26 protein-coding genes and 1 pseudogene are annotated in these 22,931 nt (G+C 44.9%); 10 read left to right on the forward strand and 17 right to left on the reverse strand.

The window, feature by feature from the left end; all coding sequences use genetic code 11:
• The first annotated feature begins 102 nt into the window (after positions 1-102).
• The gene (ppk1, locus tag QT994_RS12910; protein WP_333175038.1) at positions 103-2,286 is read left to right on the forward strand and encodes a polyphosphate kinase 1; all 2,184 of its coding nucleotides are present in this window, start codon (positions 103-105) and stop codon (positions 2,284-2,286) included.
• Positions 2,287-2,593: 307 nt separating this feature from the next.
• On the opposite strand, the gene QT994_RS12915 is transcribed toward ppk1, so the two are convergent.
• Positions 2,594-2,764: a hypothetical protein gene (locus QT994_RS12915; RefSeq protein WP_333046052.1), complete on the reverse strand. Its 171-nt coding sequence runs from the start codon at positions 2,762-2,764 to the stop codon at positions 2,594-2,596.
• A gap of 202 nt (positions 2,765-2,966) precedes the next feature.
• Positions 2,967-3,227 (reverse strand): hypothetical protein, encoded by a 261-nt coding sequence (locus tag QT994_RS12920; protein ID WP_006632500.1) that lies wholly within the window; start codon positions 3,225-3,227, stop codon positions 2,967-2,969.
• A gap of 320 nt (positions 3,228-3,547) precedes the next feature.
• On the opposite strand from QT994_RS12920, the gene QT994_RS12925 reads away from it, so the two are divergent.
• Positions 3,548-4,099: a DUF2854 domain-containing protein gene (locus QT994_RS12925; protein ID WP_333046051.1), complete on the forward strand. Its 552-nt coding sequence runs from the start codon at positions 3,548-3,550 to the stop codon at positions 4,097-4,099.
• A gap of 49 nt (positions 4,100-4,148) precedes the next feature.
• Here QT994_RS12925 and QT994_RS12930 read toward each other — a convergent pair whose 3' ends face one another.
• On the reverse strand, positions 4,149-4,310 hold the full coding sequence (locus QT994_RS12930) for a hypothetical protein (RefSeq protein WP_333175040.1): 162 nt from the start codon (positions 4,308-4,310) through the stop codon (positions 4,149-4,151).
• Between the two features lie 179 nt (positions 4,311-4,489).
• Between QT994_RS12930 and QT994_RS12935 the strand changes: the two genes are divergently transcribed.
• Positions 4,490-5,320: a DUF3598 family protein gene (locus tag QT994_RS12935; protein ID WP_333175042.1), complete on the forward strand. Its 831-nt coding sequence runs from the start codon at positions 4,490-4,492 to the stop codon at positions 5,318-5,320.
• A gap of 5 nt (positions 5,321-5,325) precedes the next feature.
• Here the strand turns inward: QT994_RS12935 and QT994_RS12940 are convergent, their stop codons facing one another.
• The 3 genes and pseudogenes from QT994_RS12940 to QT994_RS12950 all read right to left on the reverse strand — a co-directional run.
• Positions 5,326-6,162, reverse strand: coding sequence for an SDR family oxidoreductase (locus QT994_RS12940; protein WP_333175044.1), 837 nt, complete (start codon positions 6,160-6,162; stop codon positions 5,326-5,328).
• 157 nt (positions 6,163-6,319) lie between these two features.
• A complete protein-coding gene (locus tag QT994_RS12945; protein WP_333175046.1) occupies positions 6,320-6,475 on the reverse strand; it encodes a DUF779 domain-containing protein in 156 nt (51 codons plus the stop codon).
• 65 nt (positions 6,476-6,540) lie between these two features.
• Positions 6,541-7,156, reverse strand: a pseudogene (locus QT994_RS12950) (ISKra4 family transposase); the annotation flags it as partial.
• Positions 7,157-8,237: 1,081 nt separating this feature from the next.
• Between QT994_RS12950 and remA the strand changes: the two are divergent.
• Both remA and gmk read left to right on the forward strand, forming a co-directional pair.
• Complete coding sequence (remA, locus tag QT994_RS12955) at positions 8,238-8,504, forward strand: extracellular matrix/biofilm regulator RemA (protein WP_333046047.1); 267 nt, start codon at positions 8,238-8,240, stop codon at positions 8,502-8,504.
• A gap of 78 nt (positions 8,505-8,582) precedes the next feature.
• On the forward strand, positions 8,583-9,152 hold the full coding sequence (gene gmk, locus QT994_RS12960; protein WP_333046046.1) for a guanylate kinase: 570 nt from the start codon (positions 8,583-8,585) through the stop codon (positions 9,150-9,152).
• On the opposite strand, the gene QT994_RS12965 is transcribed toward gmk, so the two are convergent.
• On the reverse strand, positions 9,149-9,880 hold the full coding sequence (locus QT994_RS12965; protein WP_333046045.1) for a hypothetical protein: 732 nt from the start codon (positions 9,878-9,880) through the stop codon (positions 9,149-9,151). The genes gmk and QT994_RS12965 overlap by 4 nt on opposite strands.
• 236 nt (positions 9,881-10,116) lie before the next feature.
• Between QT994_RS12965 and xseA the strand changes: the two genes are divergently transcribed.
• Together xseA and xseB are read left to right on the forward strand one after the other, a co-directional pair.
• Positions 10,117-11,286 (forward strand): exodeoxyribonuclease VII large subunit, encoded by a 1,170-nt coding sequence (gene xseA, locus QT994_RS12970; RefSeq protein WP_333175048.1) that lies wholly within the window; start codon positions 10,117-10,119, stop codon positions 11,284-11,286.
• Positions 11,283-11,510 carry an exodeoxyribonuclease VII small subunit gene (gene xseB / locus QT994_RS12975; protein ID WP_333175050.1) on the forward strand — a complete coding sequence of 76 codons (228 nt, stop codon included), beginning with the start codon at positions 11,283-11,285 and terminating at the stop codon, positions 11,508-11,510. The genes xseA and xseB overlap by 4 nt, the downstream gene beginning before the upstream one ends.
• Before the next feature lie 86 nt (positions 11,511-11,596).
• Here xseB and QT994_RS12980 read toward each other — a convergent pair whose 3' ends face one another.
• The 7 genes from QT994_RS12980 to QT994_RS13010 all read right to left on the reverse strand — a co-directional run bounded on the left by QT994_RS12980 (position 11,597) and on the right by QT994_RS13010 (position 19,141).
• Positions 11,597-14,596 carry a CHAT domain-containing tetratricopeptide repeat protein gene (locus QT994_RS12980; protein ID WP_333175053.1) on the reverse strand — a complete coding sequence of 1,000 codons (3,000 nt, stop codon included), beginning with the start codon at positions 14,594-14,596 and terminating at the stop codon, positions 11,597-11,599.
• Between the two features lie 3 nt (positions 14,597-14,599).
• Complete coding sequence (locus QT994_RS12985; protein WP_333175056.1) at positions 14,600-14,956, reverse strand: hypothetical protein; 357 nt, start codon at positions 14,954-14,956, stop codon at positions 14,600-14,602.
• A 320-nt stretch (positions 14,957-15,276) separates the two neighbouring features.
• Positions 15,277-16,140 carry a DUF1822 family protein gene (locus QT994_RS12990; RefSeq protein WP_333175059.1) on the reverse strand — a complete coding sequence of 288 codons (864 nt, stop codon included), beginning with the start codon at positions 16,138-16,140 and terminating at the stop codon, positions 15,277-15,279.
• Entirely contained in the window at positions 16,140-17,114 is a 975-nt protein-coding gene (locus QT994_RS12995; protein ID WP_333175062.1) for a hypothetical protein, read from the reverse strand. The genes QT994_RS12990 and QT994_RS12995 overlap by 1 nt, the downstream gene beginning before the upstream one ends.
• A gap of 293 nt (positions 17,115-17,407) precedes the next feature.
• Positions 17,408-17,617 (reverse strand): CsbD family protein, encoded by a 210-nt coding sequence (locus QT994_RS13000; protein WP_333175064.1) that lies wholly within the window; start codon positions 17,615-17,617, stop codon positions 17,408-17,410.
• 197 nt (positions 17,618-17,814) lie between these two features.
• Positions 17,815-18,642, reverse strand: coding sequence for a PHP domain-containing protein (locus QT994_RS13005; RefSeq protein WP_333175066.1), 828 nt, complete (start codon positions 18,640-18,642; stop codon positions 17,815-17,817).
• Between the two features lie 223 nt (positions 18,643-18,865).
• Positions 18,866-19,141, reverse strand: coding sequence for a hypothetical protein (locus QT994_RS13010; protein WP_333046033.1), 276 nt, complete (start codon positions 19,139-19,141; stop codon positions 18,866-18,868).
• 472 nt (positions 19,142-19,613) lie between these two features.
• On the opposite strand from QT994_RS13010, the gene QT994_RS13015 reads away from it, so the two are divergent.
• Positions 19,614-19,940, forward strand: coding sequence for a hypothetical protein (locus QT994_RS13015; protein WP_333175068.1), 327 nt, complete (start codon positions 19,614-19,616; stop codon positions 19,938-19,940).
• Positions 19,941-20,085: 145 nt separating this feature from the next.
• Here QT994_RS13015 and QT994_RS13020 read toward each other — a convergent pair whose 3' ends face one another.
• Positions 20,086-20,553: a hypothetical protein gene (locus tag QT994_RS13020; protein ID WP_333175070.1), complete on the reverse strand. Its 468-nt coding sequence runs from the start codon at positions 20,551-20,553 to the stop codon at positions 20,086-20,088.
• A 55-nt stretch (positions 20,554-20,608) separates the two neighbouring features.
• Between QT994_RS13020 and QT994_RS13025 the strand changes: the two genes are divergently transcribed.
• Both QT994_RS13025 and QT994_RS13030 read left to right on the forward strand, forming a co-directional pair.
• Positions 20,609-21,229 carry a histidine phosphatase family protein gene (locus tag QT994_RS13025; protein WP_333175072.1) on the forward strand — a complete coding sequence of 207 codons (621 nt, stop codon included), beginning with the start codon at positions 20,609-20,611 and terminating at the stop codon, positions 21,227-21,229.
• A 46-nt stretch (positions 21,230-21,275) separates the two neighbouring features.
• Complete coding sequence (locus QT994_RS13030) at positions 21,276-21,653, forward strand: VOC family protein (protein WP_333175075.1); 378 nt, start codon at positions 21,276-21,278, stop codon at positions 21,651-21,653.
• A 151-nt stretch (positions 21,654-21,804) separates the two neighbouring features.
• Here QT994_RS13030 and QT994_RS13035 read toward each other — a convergent pair whose 3' ends face one another.
• Positions 21,805-22,095 carry a hypothetical protein gene (locus QT994_RS13035; RefSeq protein ID WP_190661269.1) on the reverse strand — a complete coding sequence of 97 codons (291 nt, stop codon included), beginning with the start codon at positions 22,093-22,095 and terminating at the stop codon, positions 21,805-21,807.
• 42 nt (positions 22,096-22,137) lie between these two features.
• The gene (locus QT994_RS13040; RefSeq protein WP_333175078.1) at positions 22,138-22,809 is read right to left on the reverse strand and encodes a phosphoribosyltransferase family protein; all 672 of its coding nucleotides are present in this window, start codon (positions 22,807-22,809) and stop codon (positions 22,138-22,140) included.
• Positions 22,810-22,931: the final 122 nt, after the last annotated feature.

Below are 22,931 nucleotides of genomic sequence, written 5' to 3' on the forward strand. Positions count from 1 at the left end.
AGTGCTTATAAATTGTTTATAATTGCTTAGAAACTCAACGAAGTTTTACAATACTATTTCTAGAGATGCCATCACCGAGCCTTCCAAAGACTCCCCCAAACCATGCCCAAGCCAAAAAAGATCCCCGCCAAAACCTACACTGAAATCAATCTCAGCGACCCTCAATATTACTTCAACCGAGAACAAAGCTGGCTAGAATTCAACAACCGCGTGCTCCACGAAGCCCTCGACCCCCGCACGCCCCTCCTAGAAAGGCTCAAATTTCTCGCTATTTTTAGTTCCAACCTAGACGAATATTTTATGGTGCGGGTGGCCGCCCTCAAACAGCAAGTACAAGCAAAAGTCAGCAAATTGACCTCCGACGGCAGCACGCCTCAACAACAGCTAGATGGCCTTAACAAGCGGCTTTTGCCGATGGTTTCTCAGCAACACGCCTATTTTGAGCAAACCCTGCGGCCGAAACTAGCAGCAAGCGGCATCTACATTCTGGACTACATTGACCTCAATCAAGAACAGCGCAATTACTTGCACCGCTACTTCAAAGAACAAGTATTTCCCGTACTCACTCCTTTAGCAGTTGACCCCAGCCACCCATTCCCCTATCTTTCCAATCTCAGCCTCAATTTAGCAGTAGTAGTCAGGGACCCCGACACGCGGGAAGAATTATTTGCCCGCGTCAAAGTACCGCAGGTACTCCCGAGGTTTTTGCCACTACCGGGGGATTTGCAGTGGCCGCAGAGGGGCAAATCTCCTGTTTGGACTGGCGTGCCCCTAGAACAGGTGATTGCCCACAATTTAGAAGCTTTGTTTCCGGGGATGGACGTTGAGGAATATCACCCGTTCCGCATTACTCGCAATTCCGATTTGACGGTGGAGGAAGATGAGGCGGAGGATTTGCTGCTGGCAATAGAACAGGAACTCCGCAAGCGCCGATTTGGAGGTTCTGCTGTGCGGATGGAAATTCAAGCGACTATGCCACCTGCGCTGCGAGATATGCTGATGGATGAGCTGTATCTCGGTGAGCAAGATGTTTACGTCGTAGAGGGGCTGCTAGGCCTCAAGGATTTGATGTCTTTTGTGGGGCTGCCGGTGCCGGAACTGAAAGACCCGGCTTGGACTCCGGTTGTGCCGCCCCGCTTGCGGAACTCGGAATCGGCAAGGATTTTAGAGAAATCGATGTTGGATGCTGAGGATGGTCAGGATATTTTCACCGCCATCCGGCAGGGGGATTTGATGCTGCACCATCCTTATCACTCGTTTGCGGCGACGGTGCAACGGTTTATTACTGAGGCGGCGCACGATCGCTCCGTGTTAGCGATTAAGATGACTTTATACCGCACTTCTGGAGATTCGCCGATCGTCAGCGCCTTAATTCAAGCAGCGGAAAACGGCAAGCAGGTAGCCGTTTTAGTAGAGCTCAAAGCGAGGTTTGACGAAGAAAATAATATTAATTGGGCTCGCAAGTTAGAACAAGCGGGAGTCCACGTAGTTTACGGTTTGGTGGGACTCAAAACCCACACCAAAATTGTGATGGTAGTGCGTCGCGAGGACGGGCACATCCGCCGCTATGTCCACATCGGCACCGGCAATTACAATCCCAAAACAGCCGGACTGTATACCGATGTGGGTTTGTTGAGTTGTCGCGAGGATTTGGGATCTGATTTGACGGATTTGTTTAATTATTTGACGGGCTATTCGCGGCAGGTATCTTATCGCAAATTATTGGTAGCGCCAGTCAATATGCGCGATCGATTTTTAGCTTTAATCCGTCGCGAGGCAGAATTCTGCCGCTTGCAGGCAGAAGGCGGTATCGGTAGCTGCGGCCGCATTGTCGCTAAAATGAACGCTTTAGTTGACCCTCAAATCATTGTTGCTTTGTACGAAGCTTCGCAAGCGGGAGTTAAAATTGATTTGATTATTCGGGGGATTTGCTGTTTGCGTCCCGGCGTTGAGGGTGTTAGCGAAAATATCAGAGTTATCAGTATTATCGGGCGCTTTTTAGAGCATTCTCGGATGTTTTATTTTTTCAACGGTGGCGACGAAGAGGTGTATATTGGTTCTGCTGACTGGATGCAGCGCAATCTCACAAGACGGGTGGAGGCCATAGTTCAGGTGGAAGACCCGACAATTGCCAAGGAACTGCAAGAAATTTTGGGGGTAATGCTGGCTGACAACCGCCAAGCTTGGGATTTGCAGCCGGGAGGACACTACTCTCAGCGACGGCCGCCTACTAATTGCCCGGAAGTGAGCTCTCAGCAAATTTTGATGGATATGGTAATGAATTAGTCATTAATCATTAGTCATTAGTTAAATTTGCCGTTAGCAGTTGTCGGTTGTTTTTAGCTATTAAGCTATAGCAATCCTTGCAGGAGTCGTAAATTTTTTACCCCACCCCAACCCTCCCCGCGGGTTCGGGGAGGGAGTAAGAAATTCACAAAGGATGCGAGGATTGCTATATACTGCATTTAATTTTCACTTTTAGGGCTAGCTTTGGGGCCCACCCCACAAGATTTTTAGTAACCTAACTATGCAAATTAAATGCCCGGCAGCTTAGCTAACAACTGATGACTCATGACTAATGACTTCTGACTGCTTAACTGTTAAAAGTGCGCTTGAATTCTTCTAAGAGATCGTCAATTTCTTCGATCGCCTGACTCACATCTATTCTCAGGGCTCCCAAGTCCGATCGATCTAACAGCCGCACGAGGGATTCCCGCTTGCTCTCGATCTGTGCTACGCGCTCTTTGATTGTTTGTGCATCCATGGTTTTTTGCCTTTGCTACTATTAACAAAAATATTTGACAGTCCCCCCTGCGAACAGACGGGGATTCTTAATCCACCGACATACCTTTTTGGGCAAATCCTTCACTGTTTTTATATGAGAAGTGATGAACCTGCTCAGGGTTTTTGGGTCTGTGTTATAGTTTGATTGTACATCAAAACTTCCCCCAAACTTCAGCCAAATTTTAGCGCAAAAAAGGCGGACGTTTGGTATCTGCGGGTTTATTTTTCATCATTCCAGCTAAAAATCGCTTCAGGGCCTTCTCCCGGTTTTTCATAAAAGCAGCCCAAAATCCCGGTTGATATTCATCCATCGTCTTGGCTAGGGCCCAGACATCGATCGCTAAGATATTATAAAGCCTTTCATCTTCGCGTTTGAGCGAGTTAATCTGCTCCAAAACCGCCTTGTTTGCTCCAGCAGTTTGTTTGTCTTCGTCTTTAATCATGTCCGAAAAATGGTTGAAAGGGCAAGAGTGTAGATCGCGATCGCCACTCTGTATACTTTGATGATACTGCCGATCTCGATTGCCTTCTGGAACCAACGCCGCGCAATTAACACGGATATTTACCGATGGCGCGCCCGGGCGAGTCCGGCAGGATAAGCTTCTGAACCTAGAGACAAGACTGTGGATGCACACCGCTCCCGCGCTCATAGATGCTAGCAGTTTTTGCAGGTCTTTTGGCAAAAAAACTAAATTTATTCAAGACTTTTTGACAGATAATAATTAAAGTATATTATTTCTGTCCGACTACTTACCTCACTAATATGTTACGTAAAATTTCTTTAGCAAACCTAGCCTTAGTTGTGGGCGGTATTATAGCAGCAGTCGGGTTCGGAGCTTACTTCACAGACAGACCTACCCTGAACCTAGCGGGTTTTTTTTATGGAATTCCGCTGTTGCTGGGAGGTTTGGCCCTCAAAGCGGCAGAACTCGAACCAGTGGAGTTCACCGAACCGACTTCTCCCGAAGTTCTTCTCCTGCGAGAAAGTCAAGCCACCGATACTCAAAACCAAGTCCGCAAAGATATTACCCGATTTCGCTACGGTCAACCCGCGCACTTAGATGATGCTTTGGAGCGCTTGGGCCTGGCCCCGACAGACGAGGAACGGCCACTCCTGCAAGGGTTGCGGGAAGTTGATGTTGACGGTGCTTATGGGTTAATTTTAGAGTTTTATTCGCCACTAATGTCGATCGACTTATGGGAAGAAAAGCAAGACAAAATAGCTACTTTTTTTGGGCCAAGTTTGCGCGCACAAGTGAGTCAAAAGGCTGGTGACAAAATTGAATTGGCTCTAATTAAAAATACTCCAGCTTAAAGTAGTCTTAAGTTTTGAGTGCGTGAATTTTGAAGTCATCACTTAAACCTTAATCCTGCATCAGCTTAGATAGTGATTTTAGCGGCAGCGTCAAACCTGTCGCTATTAACAAAAGCTCAATCCGCAATTGGGCGATCGCCAAAATTGGATTTTCCTTAATTACAATAGTGGTTGAGAAGCGATCGGCAATCTTAAATCTGGAGAAGCACAAATGGTTTCGTCCCAAAGCAGGATAGGTATTATCGGCGCAGGACAGGGTGTGTCAGTTGCAGTTAAACAAGCGTCGAAGTGGATGATAGCAGTCTCAGTTGCAAATAATGCTGGCTCAGTCTTGAGTAGAATAAATGAGCAGGTAGAATCCGCCCAACTAAATTGTTGACAACAATGTATATGGAAAACAGCGATATGCCAATGTCAGAAAACAGGGTGTCCATCACCGCCAAAGTACCTTTAACTGCTCAACAGCAGTGGGAGACTCTCATGGCTCATCACTGCGGACGTTGGCAAGGGGTATTGGTTAGATATGATGCCGCAGGGCAAGTTCTCGATATTCTTGATTCTGTACGGAGCTTCATTCCTTCTGACGATCGGCAAACTGTCACCCATTCCCTTGACTTCAGGAGTCGGATGACAGAAACCGTAACGCAGAAACAATGGGTTTTGACCTTGGGTAATCCGCTGATTATCCATCCGGTTGATCCAGAGGCTTATCTGCTTTTTAATCCCCATTCTTCTGACACAATGGTTGGGGGCGATCGAACTGGTCAGGGATTCTATTTTGAGCCTTACCTCCTGGCATCAGGAAAAAGAACGAGTGTGGTAGTAATGTACAAAGCTGCCGCAAATAGCCCTCAACCCAATAGCTTTTCATTCTTCAGAGAAATTAAGGAAGAGGTAGCGAAACCTTGGTGGTCTGAACAAACTCACTGTAGAATCGATCAAGTAAACGGCCTCAAACTTCCTGCTCAAACCACAGGCGGGACTTATGTTTCATTGGATGAGATGGCTCAACTGCCAGTTCCTCCTCAACCGAGTGAAATACAAGGCGATTTTCTACAAATCCAATTTCCCGATGCAATAGAGGTTGTTCTTTCGAGCGATCGATTCAATACTCCCTATTATGCCTCCATGCGTTGGACACCCGATACTCAAAACACCCCCCGAAGCTGTACTTTAATCTACGAACAACCGGAACAAAAGGCTGATGTATTCGCCATTTAACAGGCTCAAGTTTCTACTTCTGGATGAATGATCTGGTATCCTTCTGCTTTGAGCTTATGATTCGATATGCGTCGATTATTCGATTGCTGTGTGGCATCTGATCCATCCCATTCCACTTCAGGTAATTCGTAGCGATCGCACATTTTTTTAAACAACTCACGAGCAGTAATGGGAAAATCATTCACTAGGTTATAAACTCCTTGTAATTGACGAGCGAGCGCCAACTCACTTGCTGATACAATGTCGTCCCGATGAATCCAGTTCGTGAAATGATTGCCTGTGCCTGGGCGAGTTGTGCCTGCAAGCTTACTTAACCGTTTCTTTAACTCGCGATCGGGTCCATAAATTGCTCCAAGGCGAAAGATACATACTTTCAAATCGGAGCTGGATGCTGACAGCAAAACTTGCTCCGTCTCATGTAAAATCTCTCCATGTCTGTTAGCTGGTGCCACAGGTGAAAGTTCACTCACCCAGCCTCCATTACTATTGCCATACACTGCACAACTACTGGTATATATGAGTTGTTTTATGTTGGGAAAATGCTTCAACGCAAGAACAAGATTGTTGGCCGTATGCAGGTATGTCTCCTCGTACATATCGGAATCTACTTGTTGGTTTGCTGTAGGAGCGAGACTCAGGAAGACCACATCTTGATTTTGCAGGATCGTCTGTAATGTCTCTTCATCGCAACGCTTCAGGACGATCGCCTGGTTGGCAACTTTCTGTAACTCCCCAATGCGCTCTTGCGTTGTCGTCGTTGCAGTGATTACGTGACCCAGGTTCCGCCAATGCTGGGCAACGGCACTTCCAACATAGCCACAACCAATAATTATAGCGTTCATCCCTTTTTTCAACTTCTGATATAGAAGGCTCTAGATTGCATCCAAGATAACAATATACCAAAGTTACAAAACTTTACGCACTGTCCTATTGGATTTGCATTCTGGGCATTTCCTGCTACTTTTTCTCCCGATCATCTCTCTATTATGCAACGCCGAGTTAATCAGCATTAACAAACAAGCGGGAACGAGTAATAAAACGCTCTCCATCCGGCCCTTCCAGGGAAAAATCGCTGCCTCCGGGCCCCGATGCCACATCTATAATTAACTGCGTGTGCTGCCAATATTTGTATTGCTGCGCTGCAATATAAATCATCAACTTTGCTTGGTCCCAACCTCGTTTATGCTAATTTTAATCGTTTTATTGAACCCCCTACCTTGTAGTAATTTTTGCCGATTAATCCCATCCATTAAATCTTGATTATTTTGAAAAAATGCTCCACAATAAACATTATCTCAACCTACGGTTTTATAGTCTTTCCAGTAACACCCCTCGCCCTTGGTTTCGTTGCTTAGCCTGACTTTACCGGCATCCAGTGTAATTTATTGGACTGCTTGTTTAGATGTAGGTAATTCAAATTCTTGTCTCTTGACTAATATGAGTAATGTAGTGTGAGAAATTTTGATTGCCGTAAATTTTTCCAAATCTTTTTCTACCCTTTGATAAGATTCGTTGGCACTGATTAAAAGACAACATTTTTTCATCAGTGGACTAAATTGACTGTAAGCTTTCCAACCAAAATCTTTCGCCTGATTGTCTGTAATTTCGAGGGAGCCGACTGTGGATTTTATTTGGGGGGTTTTCCTGTTTGAATTCCTGATACTGCTGAAAAAAAAATCTACCTAGTGTGGAACCCACTTATTCTAACATTTTCTGACGCACCGATTTGTCGATACTTTCCCAACTTTTTTACTCGATTGGATCTGTATTTCTCTAAAGAACTTCTGCTGCCGCTTTTAAGTAGACTTTTAGCTGTTGCTGGTCTGAGGCTGTCATTTTCTTTACCTCATCTTTATTTGACGATTTTACTAGCTTTTTTATTTTAAGCCTTTTTTGACATATTCGCAAAAGTGAGATGCACCCCTACAGAACTACCCCGCAGGGGGTAAGTTTCGATTAAGCTGAATTCTTTGATCTGCATCAATTTTACCCTCGCTTATCCACCAATCAATACCAGTCTACCTGATTTTGAGCTTAACCGAGAAGTATTGATACATATCCTGTATGTGTAGGGTGCGGTGTGGATGAAGTCTTACTGCTACCCAGCAGATTCCAGGTTTATGAACCACACAACCGTTCTTCCTAGGGACACGGCATTGCCGTGTCCCTACACTTCATAAACCTGAAATACGCTATAAATCATGCGTAAAACAACTTTTTGCTTAAGTTTTATGGTTATAAAAATGATAATGAAAGCCACACTTTTTTGATTGATATTAATAGGACTAAAATTCTTTCTGCCAACCCATTTTAGTGTAGAACATCATGCAATAAACATCTGTATTTTGGCACACCAGCCCCAATCTTTTGGTGGGAAATTGGGGCTGATGTGCGATCACCAGCAGCTTGTAGTTTAGGTTGGAAACCTCATCAAAGCAGCATCAGTCTCAATAGTGTTAGTATAGACTTTCGCTTGGCAAATATTTACTACTATTTATCACTGATAATACTTATTTTTTTCCTAGTGTGACAATTAAATTTATATTTCGCAACATTTACAGATTGTTTTATCCATACAGCTAATGCGTTTATTAGCAACTAAAAATCGACGAGTTTACCGAATCTTTAAGATAGAGCGGCAACAGGGAGTATTTTTTAAATTTTTGATAAAGAACGGGGTACTCGGCGTCAAAAGGGTAAAATTTTCAGGTATAAACTAAAAAACTTAGTTGGGATTAATTTGAGAATTTTCAAAAAAAATATTTGTATATTAAGCTGTTGTGCATTTAAAATGCGTGTTTCAGAGGTTGAAACCCTTTACTGGCTTAGATAGCCTCGAAAATTTAAATGATGAACAGCTTATATGATAAAAAGTAAGGATTAATAGTCAATCGTTCACCTACAGATTAAGATTTTCATGGATATTCAATTAATTAATATCGGTTTTGGTAACATTGTGTCTGCTAATCGAGTGATTGCCATTGTCAGTCCCGAGTCAGCGCCAATTAAGCGGATTATTACTGATGCGCGGGAGCGGGGACAACTGGTTGACGCGACTTACGGGCGTCGCACGAGAGCGGTAATTATTACAGATTCGAGTCACGTCATCCTCTCGGCGATTCAGCCGGAAACGGTTGCTAATCGTTTTGTGGTGAGCAAAGACGGTCAAGGTCGGGATGATTGAGGTTTGTCAGTTGCAATTTGAGCGTTTACAGTCTAAAGTAAGCGGAAACTTAAATTGTTACACGTTTCTATTCTAAAAATGAAATCTGGTAAATTAATTGTTCTGACGGGGCCTAGCGGTGTGGGGAAAGGCACCTTAGTACGATCGCTCCTTAATCGCCATTCCGAATTGTATCTGTCGGTATCGGTGACAACTCGATCGCCCCGTGAGGGAGAAATTGAGGGACAGCACTACTATTTTGTCAGCCGCAGCCGCTTTGAACAAATGGTTGAGGCTGGAGAGTTGGCGGAATGGGCCGAGTTTGCCGGTAATTTTTACGGTACTCCTTATTTTGGTCTCAAGCAAGGAATTGGTGAGGGAAAATGGGTATTGCTCGAAATTGAGCTCGAAGGGGCTAGGCAAATTAGGAATAATTTTCCAGAGGCGCTGCGAATTTTTATTTTACCTCCTTCTTGGGAAGAATTGGAACGGCGCTTGCGGAGTCGGGGTCAAGATTCCGAAAGTGCGATCGCCCGTCGGTTGCTGCGGGCTAAAGAGGAAATTGAAGCTGCTGGGGAATTCGATTTCCAAGTTGTTAATGACGATTTGGAAGTTGCTTTGAAAAAGCTAGAATCAATACTTAATTTGGTTGAGCTTGCAGGTAACTAATGGCTAATTACCCATTTCTCCGTCCTCGCTAAAACTTCGCTACTTTGTTTGATAGCAACACAAACTTTTAAATTCAACTCCAGAATATTCGATGAAGGCGAAATTTTTCTCAACGGTTCAATTTCGCGAGCAGAACAGCCCAACATTTCCATATAAGCTAGCGTCCACCCAATAGCTGCCATGTCCCCTACATTGCCTTCTCCGGCGCAAAGGTAACAATCCAATTCGCCCTCGGGTCCACACTCAGGACAAACCCAATTGCCCAGTTGTGAATGGGGCAGATTTATGCGGGAGGCGGATGCAATTGTTAATGCTTTAATATGATTTTGAACTACTTGTTTAAAACCTCGGTTTTGGTCGCTGCGGTGGTCGGAATTACCGTGCGGCCCGATTGCTACTGCTTGCTGTTGTGGCGAAGCAAGAGATGCTGTTTGGTTCTCCCTGGTTACTCTAGATTCGCCTAGGTTCGCAGTTAGCTGAATACTATAGTCTTTCGACTCCGCAGTCTGAGATTGGTTGAGTGCGCTGGAGGAATCGGGTTCGGAAGTTGTGAAGGATTGTTCTATGCGATCGGCAAAATCTTGCATTGAGAGGTGATGTTCGATCGCCAAAGACCAAGTTCTTTTATGTCGGAGGTCGCCATATTTTCTGGCTTCTTCCTCAGTAATGCCGATCGCCGCAGCCTCTTGGCGCAGCACATTCATCGAAGTCATTGTATCTGATATCATTAGTTTGTTTGCAGTTAAAATTACTATCGTCCGCTCAGCCTACCAATAAATTACCTTAGATATACTACAATAGTCCGGACTATTTTGAGATCCTAGTCGGAAACCCTGGATTTTCCGTTAGCAAGTCGATTCTGCCATAGCCCTGACACCCTTATTTTACGCTTGGCAATCGCACACTGTCCGAAGCATTGATAGTAGCCTAAATCTAAAATCTAAAATCTAAAATCTAAAATTGGATGACTTCAATTCTTCCCGATACAGCTTTATCTGTTGCCGGACTAACATCATACCTGCAAGACTTGTTGGAGGGCGATCGCAACCTGCAATCTGTTTGGCTGACAGGCGAGGTGTCGAACGTTTCGCACCACCCCAGCGGCTGCTTTTTCACTCTGTGCGACACCGACAAAAGCGCTGCGATTCGCTGCGTGGTGTGGAATTCTCAGCGGCAAAAATTGGTGCAAATGCCCGCCAAAGGGGAACAGTTGCTGGTTTTGGGAAGCATCCGGGTTTACAAAAATCGCGGCGAGTACCAGTTGACTGTTGTGCAATCGCTACCGGCTGGGGAAGGATTGCAGGCTTTGCGGTTGCAGCAATTGCGATCGCGCTTGGATGCTGAGGGTTTCTTCGATCCTGCCAGAAAGCGCCCGATTCCCGCACACCCGCAAATTGTGGCCGTGGTGACATCCGATACTGGCGCTGCTTGGGGAGACATTCAGCGGACTCTAGCCCAAAGATATCCGGGTTTGCGGGTGTTGCTGTCGCCGACAGGAGTGCAGGGAGAAGTGGCTGCTGCTGCCATTGCTAGGGCGATCGCCCGTGTAGAATTGGACGGTAGGGCGGATGTGATCATTTTAGGGCGCGGCGGCGGTTCTGCGGAAGATTTGGCTTGTTTTAATGATGAGAGAGTTGTCAGGGCGATCGCGAATTGTGCGATTCCAATTATCACTGGTATCGGGCACGAAAGAGACGAATCTCTCGCCGATTTAGTAGCAGATAAACGAGCCCACACTCCCACTGCGGCGGCCGCTCAAGCTGTACCAATTTTAGCAGATCTTTACTTTGAACACAGGCAGCGAATGGTCAATTTAGCAAGTGCTGTGCGGGCAAGATTTCAGACAGAAGAAGAGCATTTGCAACTGTTACAAAATCGATTAAAACGCTTACCTGCGACATCCCGAACTTTGCGGCAAGCAACTGGTAAACTGGAAGTATTGCAAGAAAAGTTATCCGCACTGAATCCGGCGGCAGTATTGCAAAGGGGTTATGCGGCGGTAATCCAAAGTGACGGTACGATCGTTCGCACAACTGACGGTTTGGAATTGGGAGAGGAATTGACTGTGAGGTTGAGTCGGGGCGTGCTGAAAGTTAAGATTGTAGAAGTATTGGATGCGGAAGAAAAGTTATGATTGATTCGCAGTTGCGCCAGTCTGACTGGAATTATGAGGAAACGGTCGATCGAATTGAAGCGATTATCGATCGGGTGGAATCGGGAGAGTTGCCTCTAGAAGAGGTTTTCGAGCAATTTGGGGTGGCTGTGGAGTGTTGGCAGAAGTGCGAAAGATTTTTGGCGCGGGGGAAGGAACAGATGGATTTGTCGATCGAGCTTTTGGCTGCAGAACCCGATTTTTAAGCGCAGGTGAACTACGAAAATATTTCGTTGCAGGCGAAAGATTCGGTAAAAAACCCGGTTCATTCAGCTGCAGTGCGTAAGTCTTGTCAATGCAAACCCTGACAAATAAATCCCGACCAATAACTCAAATCATCAAAAGGATTTGACAGAGTGTAAATATTTTCTTTCAAACTTTCATATCCTTTCTTCTGTTTCTGAATCTGATTCTCCCGCTTCGTTATTTTCTTCAACTCCGCCCCCAACTCCTTAAACTCATCCGTCTCCTTGTGGTAGCATTTATGCCGCAATTTTAACTTTTGTTTTTCCTTTTGGATCACAGCCAATTTTGACTTTAAATCCCCAATAATTCTCTGAACCAACGGATCGATTTGCGGTTGATAAAGCTCTTTCAACTCCGCACCCGAAATTGTCCGCAACCTCACCTGTGCCTGCCACAAAGCCTCTGGCCGACTCAAACCTTCCCGACGATACTGATAGTAAAAAATTGAAAACAACGAAGTAGCAAAATCATCCACCGCCCACAAAGTGCTGACCACACTCCGAGCTCCCGCACACAAAAACCCCGTTCCCAAACTAAGAAGATTATCGGTAATTTCCGTACCTCCTAAATTAGTTTCGCAGCAGGACATAAACACATCGGATAACTGCGGCAAGCGCCAACCAGGTGTCATCAATTCCCCTAACGTGATACTCCCGTCTCCTAAAAACAATCGCGATTCTAAAGGATTGTCCAAACGCGAGACAGCGTGGTGGCTGGAGTGCATGATATTCACTTTTTGGGCGAGGTTTCGATAGGCTGCGACTGTTGCTTCTTGACTTCCTTTTAAGCGCTCCGGTTTGGTCACAATTTCGGCAATTTGTTCGCACTCAAAAGGAGTGAAGTACAAATCATCAGTGGCATTTTCTACAATCCCGTATTTGAGGGATTCGATGGTGGGACGTTCACTGCAATACTCCAAGATTCGACAACTCGGAACATAACGCAGCAGTAATTTATCTCCGAGGAAAGCGTTTCCATTAATCGGCAATGCCGCCAGCGGAATCTGATGCAAAAACAGATGCGGAATCACAATCAATTCCTCAATTCCATCCAAACAATTACCAATCAACTCATCAAATTTCAACCGCTGCGACAAGTGAGACAAAAACTCACCCATCCCCTGTTGCCAAATTTTCCGCTCCTGCAAATAAGGCAACAACCAACTCTCGCCAATCCACTTCTGAAAACTTCCCGTACCCTCTCCCTGACAAGTGTGAATCTGCGGCGCTTTATCCTTGTAAATCACAAAAACATGAGTGTCATCAGTCGTGGTATAAAAACAGAGAATCGCCGTCTGCGAATTGTCAATGAGTTTCTGCATCGCCGCAAACTGCATCGGAGCGACTTGAACTTGTCCAGCTAAAACCGGATCTAAACTGCGAATATTTTCCCAGATTTGCTGTTTCTCCCCTTCCAATCCTTGAATCTTCTCCGTGTAAGCACACAAATCTGCCCGACTGCGCGACTGACTCCCCACATCGGCTAATTCTTTATTGCTTTCAGAAGGTTTGCGGAGTTGTTCAACTTCTGCGTCAATTTGCCGCTGCTTCGCCTCAAATTCCTGCAAATACTTTTGCACGGCGGGTGGAATTTCGCTGCTAGCATACAAATCATTGCTGTGCATTAAATCGACTAACCGCTGAGCACGGGTTCTGTCACAATATTCTATGGCTTTTTCCAGTTGGTTGCTGTTGACGCAAGCTTGAATTGCTTTTTCGTAAACATCGATCGATTCTGCTAAAATCTGCTGGCGGATATCGTCGGAAGTTGCCCAACTTCTACTGTATTCCACCGCTGTCATCGCTTGCTCGTATGCTTCGATGGCAATCTCCCACAAACCAGCAGTGAAAGCGGTATTTCCAAGGCCTCTGCTAGAGTTCAGACATTCTAAAGGAAAAGCGGTAGGGGTGTAGACTATTAAAGCTGACTCGTAACAAGCGAGTGCCCGTTTTATATTCTGGATCTTTTCTCCCTGAATCATGTTGCTGTAGGCAAGACCCAAATTATTTTGACTCATTGCCCAATATTGGGGAAATTGTTCGCGGGTGTAGACTCTTAAAGCCGACTCGTAACAAGCGAGCGCCCGTTCTATATTCTGCACTTTTTCTCCCTGAATTCTATTGCTGTAGGCAAGACCCAAATTATTTTGAGTCCCTGCCCACTCTTGGGGAAATTGTTCGTCGGTGTAGACTCTTAAAACCGACTCGTAACAAGCGAGCGCCCGTTCTATATTCTGGGTCTTTTCTCCGTAAATTCTCTCACTGTAGGCAGCCCCCAAATTATTTTGAGTCATTGCCCAATCTTGGGGAAATTGTTTGCGGGTGCGGACTATTAAAGCCGACTCGTAACAAGCGAGCGCCTGTTCTATATTCTGAGCCTTTTCTCCCTTAATTCTCTCACTGTAGGCAAGACCCAAATTATTTTGAGTCGTTGCCCAATATTGGGGAAATTTTTCGCGGGTATAGACTATTAAAGCCGACTGGCAACAAGCGATAGCCCGTTCTATATTCTGCGCTCTTTCTCCCTGAATTCTCTTGCTGTAGGCAGAAGCCAAATTATTTTGAGTCATTGCCCAATATTGGGGAAACTGTTCGCAGGTATAGACTATTAAAGCCGACTCTAAACAAGCAATCGCCCGTTCTATATTCTGGGCTTTTTCTCCCTGAATCCTGTCATTGTAGGCAACACCCAAATTATTTTGAGTCATTGCCCAATATTGGGGAAATTGTTCGCGGGTGTAGACTTTTAAAGCCGACTCGTAACCAGCAATCGCCAGTTCTATATTCTGGGTCTTTTCTCCCTGAATTCTATTGCTGTAGGCAAGACCCAAATTATTTTGAGTCCCTGCCCACTCTTGGGGAAATTGTTCGCGGGTGTAAAACATTAAAGCTGACTCGTAACAAGCGATGCCGATTTCTAAATTCCATGCCCGCCGCCCCAAGGGAAAATGCTGAATTAAGTCGCCAAAATTGTTAATATCCGCAGCGAGAGACTGTTGTGCTTCTGAAGAAAGCTGTTTAAAATTTTCGATATTTCTAGCTTGCAAAATTTAAGTAAGTTTGAGATTTAGCTTATCGAGATTTTGTTGAAACAGCGGATAGACAACTTGAGGATTTCCTCTACTTTTAAATATCGCTTGCAACACCTCCCTCAAGAATTTTAAATAATCTGTATGAGAATTTGCACTGGCAATAAAGTTAGCCAATTCTGCCGCTAGATTCTGCAACCAAGCTGCCTTGGAGTTGCCCTCTGCTGCCATCTTCTCCGCTTCCGCTGCCATGACTTGCACAAAATTGGCATCAACTAAGTCTCGATTGGCGTTGAGAATATCATCCTCTTCACCGCTAGGGCACTCAAGCAGGCCTTGAATCAGTTCGAGATAGGCCGCGAGGCGTTGTTCGTCCATTAGAGTTTACCTTTCATTCTGTATATATATCGATCGGCAATTTGGGGGAGAATTATGCAGATTCCTGAAAAATTCTAGATATTTGTCTTGGGAATGTTGTAGGGGCGGGTTCACCAACCATCAGCGCCAAAAACAAACAAACTCGAAAACCCGCCCCCACCCCATGCAAAAAACCCAAAAACGCAATATTTTAATTTTTTTTTCGTATTGATGACTTGTAGGGGCGGTTTTTTTTTATTTTTGATTTTTATCAGATATGGTTAGTGAAGCCGCCCCTACAAGTCATGGAAATTTATCCATATTTCTGGGAGATTGCCGATTTATGACAAGGCAAAATCATCACCATCTCCCCAAATCTCAGCTAACTTCTCCAACAAATCTTCAGCAATCAGATTCAGTTCCGCTTTCACATCCTCCTCTATATCTGAAGCTTTCTCAACAGGTAAAAATTTATCGCGAGAGAAAGATATATCTCTATTTCCCAAACCTCCACTGCTAGAACCACTTCCCGCTAAAGCCTTCCCCCCTTCATATCCCCAGTCAGATTTCTCACTACTGTGCAAAACTTTATTCAAAATTGCCACAATTTCCGAAATAGATTTGTTTTGCAAATTCTCCCGAACTTTTGCTTGTACGGGGTCATCTTCTCCCAACTCAGATAGCAACTCTTCAATTTCACCTTGCAACAGCGGAATTGCCAACTCAATTCGATCCAAATAATCCCACAATTCGTCAACTGGTTTGAGATTAGTTAGATAAATTTTTTCAGTTCCCTCCTGAATTTCCACAGCCGGAATAAAGCCCAAAAGTTTCACCTTATCGAAAGGTTCGGCAAACTGAACGACGATATATGCAATGCGGCTTCCTCGAACTTCCGGCAGAGAAATCGCCGATTCTCCAAGCTGAATCGGACAGCATTCTATCTTCCCAATCCCCGGCAAAACCAAATCGCCGACATCCAAAACCGCCCGCATTGCTGGATTCCAACTATCACCGCCATCAATATCGGTTTCCATTTCCATCCATTCCAAAAAATAGTTAACTGCCCAAACCGCCAGGGTATTGAAATAAACCCGCTTGCCTTTTTGCGGATTAGCTTGCTCTGAAGCAAATTGCAGAGCTAAATTGCGGGCAGTTTGCTCCAGAGGAATTTGTAACAAATAAGTATCCATGCTATTCACCATTATTCCTCCGGTTGATATCCACATTCTTTAGCAATTCTATTGCCAATCTCTTTGACGAGTTCAAAACCTGTTCTTTTCCAGTGAGAGTTGAGAGTTTGATAGTCAATATTTAACTCTCTGGCAATTACCGATAATTTATCAGGAGGGTCTTTCAGCAGCAATCGCACTGCCAGTATGTGACAATTGGCATCCGGTCGAGGGCGACGATTTTCGGGAGTGTTTGGCTGAGTCTTATCTATTTTTTCATTGGGATAACTGTTTCGCAGTTCTCCCGTCGGCTCGTCTTCAATACACTGCCATAGTTTGCGGCCGATGCGCTCCTTATTTTTAACTTGTTCTTGCTCAATCAGTTGCTCAATTCCTATGACTGTAGTATCATCAGCCACTCCTTCAGAATCAAATTCTTCACCTGTTTTGCTCTTAGTTGGAGCATCCAAACTAAAAGTAAAAGGCTGCCGATCTAACTTGCTGTATTGGTCATATACTTTGCGTTTAACAATTGTATTGAACCGCTTAACCACTCTGGTTTGCAACGCATCATCAGCGATATTATCGAGGTCAATTTCCCGAAAAAATCTCGGCAGCGTTTTGAAAAAACCCCCATAGGCCTCATTCACTGCGCCGTCAAAATCAATATTAGGATTGGCATCGCGATTCTTGCGAATTCCGGGCAAATGGGAAATGAGTTGGCACAATTTATTTTTGAGTCTTTCTTGTTCCTTACTCGCCTCTGGCGAGTCTTTCAAAAGTTGTAGAAGTTGGCGTAACTGTTCGTCGGTGTTCACTGGCACGTTCGGATGACATCGAGATAATTCGATTATCCCAGGGAAAATAGCGCTGTAACCTGCCAACAGTAACAAAGTCAAGGAAATCGGTTTGAGTTCCCAACCCGTGGGTGGAAGCAACAAGTTGAAACTTGCCCCTACAGGAACTAAACCTGCTAAGGGTTCGACGGGGGTATCATGTCTCGTCATAGTCCAGTTTTTGCGTGTTGATACTCTGATATCGCAGGTTTTGGTGGCTTTATGCAGAATTAAGCAAAAATTTTTCGTAAAGGCAATGCAATAAGGACTGAAGTCCTTACTACGAAATTAATCCGGTGTAAAATTAACAATCATAGGGACTTCTCCATTGCGCTTTTGAAGAGATGTAGCAGGAGTCACCCAGTTTTATGCACATTCAAAAAATAAATCATATCAAACCCTTGATAGCAAAGGATTTGATATGAAGCGAATTCTATTCGCCAGGATTTGGTATAGCGCGGTTTCTACAATTTGTCGATCGACCTTTTGGCTTTATCTGCCAGATTTTTCACCGCATTTTTTGCATCTTCTGCTGCGTGGCGGGCGGAGGCTTCCGCTTGCTTGGCTTTACCTTCAACCTGGTCTTTTCTGTTGCCCGTGATATTACCGAAAATTTCCTGAGCTTTGCCTTCTAAATTTTTGCCGATCGCCTTAGCTCTGTCTTCTGCACTCATAATAAGCTCCGTTTGGCAAGTTGCTATAGTAACATTGTAAAATTAACTCGGCTGCAATTGCCTTTAACTTCATATTAATTTATATTCTGCTTGACCTCGGTCTTCTTCTGATGATTTACTTCCGGCAAACTCGTCACTCAAAAAGCCAAGGATTTTTTTTCACAACTGTATAAATCTGCCAAATTCGTCCTAAAAAACTATTTCAAACTCGCCGCAGCAACTTTAATCGGTTCGAGCAATTCTAACGGCAAATGCAGCATATTCAATTGGGTGCTATCTGCAGCTTTCCTTTCCGGATCGGGGCCATGATAATCGCTGCCACCAGTTGCCAGCAAACCGTAATGAAGGCACAAATCTTTCAACTTTTGGATTTGGCTAGAACTGTGGCTGGGATGGTATACTTCAACTCCCATTAAACCCGCATCTACTAATTCTTTTAATACTTCCTCAACACCGCCGCCGCGAAATAAATAAGGGTGAGCCCAAACTGGTACGGCGCCGCAACTCTTCAGTAAATCGATGCCTTCGACTATCGAGAATTTCTCGTAATGAACATAAGCCGGGCCGTCATCTCCCAGCCAGCGATCGAATGCTTCCCGCGATGATTTCGCGTGACCGGCTTTTACCAGTGCAGAGGCAATGTGAGGCCTTCCCGGTGCCATTCCTGGGGATGTTTTTGGCAGTTCGATCGCGTATCCCATTGCTGCTAATTTTTCGACCATTTCCTGCGATCGGCGGAACCTTCCTTCCAGGCGATCGTTCAAAGGAACGCGCAACTTATTGGCATCAGGATAAAAACCTAAAATGTGCAGCGAACGGCCGTTGTGAACAGTGCTGAGTTCGAGTCCTGGCACGATTTCTATACCGTGCAAAGCAGCAGCGGCGAAGGCTTCATCCCAACCCGACATCGTATCGTGATCCGTGACAGCCAAGGCGCGAACCCCCGATGACGCGGCCGCGGCTACGAGTTCGGCAGGGGTGAGAGTGCCGTCGGAATAAGTAGTGTGACAGTGGAGTTCTAGCATTTTTTCGGTAAGTTAAAGTCTGCAAGACCTGCAATTATTCCCCTCACTCACGCGACATCTATCGTCCCTGCGATCGACAAGTTTTTGGGTAATTTCAATCAGTTAGCTGTAATAAGTTGTCGCGCCTTTAATTGGGACATTTATGTTTATTAAAAGCTGGCGTGGGGTGGGCATCTTGCCCGCCTTTTCAATTGAATTTAGATGCAGAACACCTTAGCTATATCTAGATTTCTCGCATTGGATGAAGGACACCCTCTGGCAATTTGGAAGGAATGGGCGATATTTCAATACTTTGTATGTTGTGAACTGGGATAACTACCAGTTTATCTGCCAATTCGAGAATTATCGGGTCTGCCGTCAACATTTTGTGCAGGCGAGTGCCTAAAGTTGCTTGCTCTCCTACTGTTCCCTCTGGCGCACTGAACTGGAAGTGTTGCTGTTTGCCGTTGGTATAGTGGATTATCAGATCGATAATTCTTTCTTGGTTGGTTGCTTGCATAATTTTTTTTCCCTAACAGTCGATCGGGACTTCGCAAAATTAACACTAAATCAAAACTGGCGATCGCACCACTGTTGCAAAGCTTATTGGAAAGCTTTTGACAAAACCGGGATGTCGGTATGAAAGTTCGCTTGCTACTAATTTTATCACAAAAAATGTACTGAAACTCGCCAACTTACCAAGTATACAATTGGCAGTCGCGCTGTCTTCGCTCCTCAATACGCGATCGCCCTCGCCCGCAATATTTGGTCGATTGCGCTTTCTTCTATGCCACTTGGCAAAGTGGCTCAATTTAGCCTGTGTAGCGACTTGACTCAAAGCAGTCTCAAGTCATACAGCAGAGGCATTTGAGCGCTTTGGGTGTCCAGGTTTTTCAAGGGGGGAACTGTGGAGGTTAGGATAGTGGCATTCTGCGGTCACTGCGGCAGAGGATTTTTTTATAAATTAATAACATAACATTCAGGTACAGCTTATGAAATCCACACTTTGTTATCCCGAAACTTCTCTCCACTCTAACGCAGTCACTGTTAATAATAATGCTATTGACTCTTGTATCCTTGCAGCTTGGATTGACTTAGTAGGAGGAGATTTTGATAGCTTGGGAGGAGATGATTGGCTTCCCTTGTGCGGCGACATTGATGACGGCGAAATTTACCGGGAATGGTTTTTGTGGCAAGACAGCGAAGTGGCTCAAGAATGGGAAGCTTACGATCCAATTACTAATTATCGAGTGGTGGCATCTAGCCGAGAAATTCTGATTTCTAAAATCGACAAAATAGAAGAGTCCAGAACAATTTAGTTGAGCGGGAGAAGGTTAAATCTTGAGTTTCAACTTTAATAATTCTGTAAACAAACCCGGTTCCTCCCAACCAAACTCAAGAAACCGGGTTTTTCAGATCAAAACTCTAGGTTTGGGTTGAGTTCCACTGCCCCAACATAATAATTTATGTGGCTACTGCTTTTTGTTTGTCTCGTTCTAATTTGCGCTGCTTCAAGGCGCCAAGATTTTGTTTAATCGTGTCGATCGCAAATCCAGCCCCCTGCTGTTGGTATAATTCGCTGGCACGGATCAAATCTGCAACAGCCTCCTCATCCGATCGCAAATTCGCACAAGCCAGGGCGCGATTGTGGTAAGCTTCTGCCAAAGTTGAAACTTGTTCTAAAGCGCTGGTAAATTTATCTTTTGCTTTGCGGTACTTTCCTGACTGATAAGCCTCAATTCCTTGTTGGAAATAAACGGAAGCTTTACTGCCGCTGTCGGTATCTGGAAATTCTGGGTAAGTTAAAATTGGTTCTTTAAAGAGTACAGAAATGCTGCCCTTGCCGAAGTAAGCCCAAGTCATTGTTCCAAACCCAATCCCCAGCACGAGGGCAACAATGACAGACAGAGCAATAAAATTGGTGAGTTCCATAGAGCAATATTTGTTGTATTATAATATGATAAGTTAATTTCTAACTTCTGCACCAATGGCTGGGCGGATTTACCTTAACTGGAAATGGTTTTTCGGATCGCTAGCTTTAGTATTGTCGATCGGCTTAATTACTGCAACTGCAAGTTCTGACGCAGCAACCAACGCGCAAACTCAAGCAGGGTGGCAATTGTTGCAGCGGGATGAGACGGGGTTGGTGGTAGCAATGCGACACGCGATCGCCCCAGGCACGGGAGATCCTGCTAACTTTAAGTTGGGTGACTGTTCCACCCAGCGCAATTTATCAGCACAGGGAAGAACCCAAGCCAAGCAAATTGGAGCAGACTTTCGCAACCGCAACATCAAAGTTGCGAGAGTTTTATCGAGTCAGTGGTGTAGGTGTTTGGAAACAGCAAAACTGATAAATTTAGGCAAAGTCGAACCGTTCCCAGCGCTGAACTCGTTCTTTAGCGACAGCAGCAAAGAAGCCAGACAAACAGATCCAATCCGCAAGTTAATTGTTGACAACCGCAACACTAAAGGCGCGGTTATTATGGTAACTCATCAAGTAAATATTACCGCCATTACTGATATTGTACCGCAAAGCGGCGAAGCTGTGATTATAAAAAGCGATCGACAAGGTAAAATTCAAATACTCGGACGAATTGGAGGATTTTAAATAGATAGAAAGTTATAATATTACCAATTCCCCATTACCAATTTATATGAGTTTCCAATACAGCGCCGCCCTAGTGACTTTAGCAGACCTTGATAAGGAAGTTCTCGTTAAATTTTACACAAAATTTCTCGACATAGAACCAAACCCTTATATTCCCAATACTTATGCTGAATTTCAACTCCCAGGCTTAAGACTCGGCATCTTCAAACCCAAAGATTCCCACAAATCGGAATTTGCCAATAGAGCAAAAACAGGCATGAGTTTGTGTCTGGAAGTCAGCGATATCGAAACTGCGATCGCCAGAATTTGGGCTTTAGGTTATCCGCCCAGCGGAGAAATTATCAAAGCTTCTCACGGTCTAGAAATCTATGCCTTCGATCCTGCCGGCAACCGCATAATTTTACATCAATCCAATCAGCCGTAGAGACTGTAGAGAAGGCTGGGCGATTTTAATAGCTACTATACTTGCTTCTCGTCCGAACTCAGAGTAGCTAAGAAATCAAGGGATATTTAAGGCGAACTGGGTATAAAACCAGCACTTACCATTCAAAACTCCAAACTCAAAACAGCCTTAACTACCTAATCAGTTCAGCAAAACTATAAAAACTGATAATTAATAACAGCAATGCTGTCAGGTGAGTTAGCTGAAATTGAGGCCGCGGGCCGATCGATTCCCGCACCAAAATTGAAAAAGACGAACCAATTATATAACTCAGAGACAGAGTTAAATACTGCCACTGCAATGTTACACTCCACAGCCCAAGCAAAATCATCGCCAAAGTCAACATCACCAACTCAACAAAGCGAGGCGGATTGTGCTGAGTAGAGAGAATCAAAGTGTCCAACCAATATTGCCAAGGTCTCATGTTTTAGCGATCGAGCTTTTGGATTTAGCCTTCTAGCTTAACCTACGATCGCCATTCCGTTTGTTGCTGCAAACACCTTAAAGCCTCCGCAGTCTCAACCTGCGGAAATTGCCCGTAAAAGCGGCTGACACTGTAAAAAGGGTGAGGAGTCTCCAAGACGATCGCCTTATCGCCCATTCCGGCCAAAAATCCCATCAAATCTGCCGGGGCGACAGGCGCGCAAATCCACAAAGCCGCCGGTTGCTGCGACTCCAAAGCCTTAGCCGCCACAGCCATCGTCATCCCCGTAGCAATGCCGTCATCTACCAAAATCGCCAAAGCCCCCGCCGCGCTGATATTTGGGCGTCCAGGAGACAAATCTGCCAGCAGAGATTGAGCATTATTTTGAGCCACGGGCAGTGCTAATTTTTGCAAGCGTAAATTGTGCTGCTTTTGCTTTTCCCAGAGAACGTGACCGTCAGCAGTTGCAGCCCCGATCGCCAATTCTAAATTATCTGGGCGAGTAATTTTCTTAGCGACAACCACATCCAAAGGACAGCCCAAGCGGCGCGCAATCGGCACAGCAACGGGCAAACCCCCGCGCGGCAAGGCGTAAACAATCGGTTTCACCGCCTTCTGTGTCATTAAACTCAACTTGCCGAACTCGTCCACAACTGCCTCGGCCAGTTTTTCGCCTGCATCGGCGCGATCGTCAAAAAACGGGTTAGAGAACATATTTTTGCCTGTACGAGCTCAACGAAATAATGTCAGACTTGCGAGTATTAATTTGAGATTGTGCGATCGACAGCATCCCATACAAGCTTCTAGCCAAACTCAAATCACCAAACCCGATCTAA

The organism is Microcoleus sp. S13_B4 (assembly GCF_036700885.1).
Taxonomy (GTDB): Bacteria; Cyanobacteriota; Cyanobacteriia; order Cyanobacteriales; family Microcoleaceae; genus Microcoleus.

Coding starts and splice junctions, on each gene's coding strand:
- QT994_RS12935 (WP_333175042.1), top strand. CDS start 4,490: ATGGAAAACAGCGATATGCCAATGTCAGAAAACAGGGTGTCCATCACC.
- remA (WP_333046047.1), top strand. CDS start 8,238: ATGGATATTCAATTAATTAATATCGGTTTTGGTAACATTGTGTCTGCT.
- QT994_RS12920 (WP_006632500.1), bottom strand. CDS start 3,227: ATGATTAAAGACGAAGACAAACAAACTGCTGGAGCAAACAAGGCGGTT.
- xseB (WP_333175050.1), top strand. CDS start 11,283: ATGATTGATTCGCAGTTGCGCCAGTCTGACTGGAATTATGAGGAAACG.
- QT994_RS13035 (WP_190661269.1), bottom strand. CDS start 22,095: ATGAGACCTTGGCAATATTGGTTGGACACTTTGATTCTCTCTACTCAG.
- QT994_RS12990 (WP_333175059.1), bottom strand. CDS start 16,140: ATGGTGAATAGCATGGATACTTATTTGTTACAAATTCCTCTGGAGCAA.
- QT994_RS12925 (WP_333046051.1), top strand. CDS start 3,548: ATGTTACGTAAAATTTCTTTAGCAAACCTAGCCTTAGTTGTGGGCGGT.
- QT994_RS13010 (WP_333046033.1), bottom strand. CDS start 19,141: ATGCAAGCAACCAACCAAGAAAGAATTATCGATCTGATAATCCACTAT.
- QT994_RS13030 (WP_333175075.1), top strand. CDS start 21,276: ATGAGTTTCCAATACAGCGCCGCCCTAGTGACTTTAGCAGACCTTGAT.
- QT994_RS13040 (WP_333175078.1), bottom strand. CDS start 22,809: ATGTTCTCTAACCCGTTTTTTGACGATCGCGCCGATGCAGGCGAAAAA.
- QT994_RS12940 (WP_333175044.1), bottom strand. CDS start 6,162: ATGAACGCTATAATTATTGGTTGTGGCTATGTTGGAAGTGCCGTTGCC.
- QT994_RS13020 (WP_333175070.1), bottom strand. CDS start 20,553: ATGGAACTCACCAATTTTATTGCTCTGTCTGTCATTGTTGCCCTCGTG.
- QT994_RS12985 (WP_333175056.1), bottom strand. CDS start 14,956: ATGGACGAACAACGCCTCGCGGCCTATCTCGAACTGATTCAAGGCCTG.
- gmk (WP_333046046.1), top strand. CDS start 8,583: ATGAAATCTGGTAAATTAATTGTTCTGACGGGGCCTAGCGGTGTGGGG.
- QT994_RS13005 (WP_333175066.1), bottom strand. CDS start 18,642: ATGCTAGAACTCCACTGTCACACTACTTATTCCGACGGCACTCTCACC.
- QT994_RS13015 (WP_333175068.1), top strand. CDS start 19,614: ATGAAATCCACACTTTGTTATCCCGAAACTTCTCTCCACTCTAACGCA.
- QT994_RS12915 (WP_333046052.1), bottom strand. CDS start 2,764: ATGGATGCACAAACAATCAAAGAGCGCGTAGCACAGATCGAGAGCAAG.
- ppk1 (WP_333175038.1), top strand. CDS start 103: ATGCCCAAGCCAAAAAAGATCCCCGCCAAAACCTACACTGAAATCAAT.
- QT994_RS13000 (WP_333175064.1), bottom strand. CDS start 17,617: ATGAGTGCAGAAGACAGAGCTAAGGCGATCGGCAAAAATTTAGAAGGC.
- QT994_RS12965 (WP_333046045.1), bottom strand. CDS start 9,880: ATGATATCAGATACAATGACTTCGATGAATGTGCTGCGCCAAGAGGCT.
- QT994_RS13025 (WP_333175072.1), top strand. CDS start 20,609: ATGGCTGGGCGGATTTACCTTAACTGGAAATGGTTTTTCGGATCGCTA.
- QT994_RS12945 (WP_333175046.1), bottom strand. CDS start 6,475: ATGATTTATATTGCAGCGCAGCAATACAAATATTGGCAGCACACGCAG.
- QT994_RS12995 (WP_333175062.1), bottom strand. CDS start 17,114: ATGACGAGACATGATACCCCCGTCGAACCCTTAGCAGGTTTAGTTCCT.
- xseA (WP_333175048.1), top strand. CDS start 10,117: ATGACTTCAATTCTTCCCGATACAGCTTTATCTGTTGCCGGACTAACA.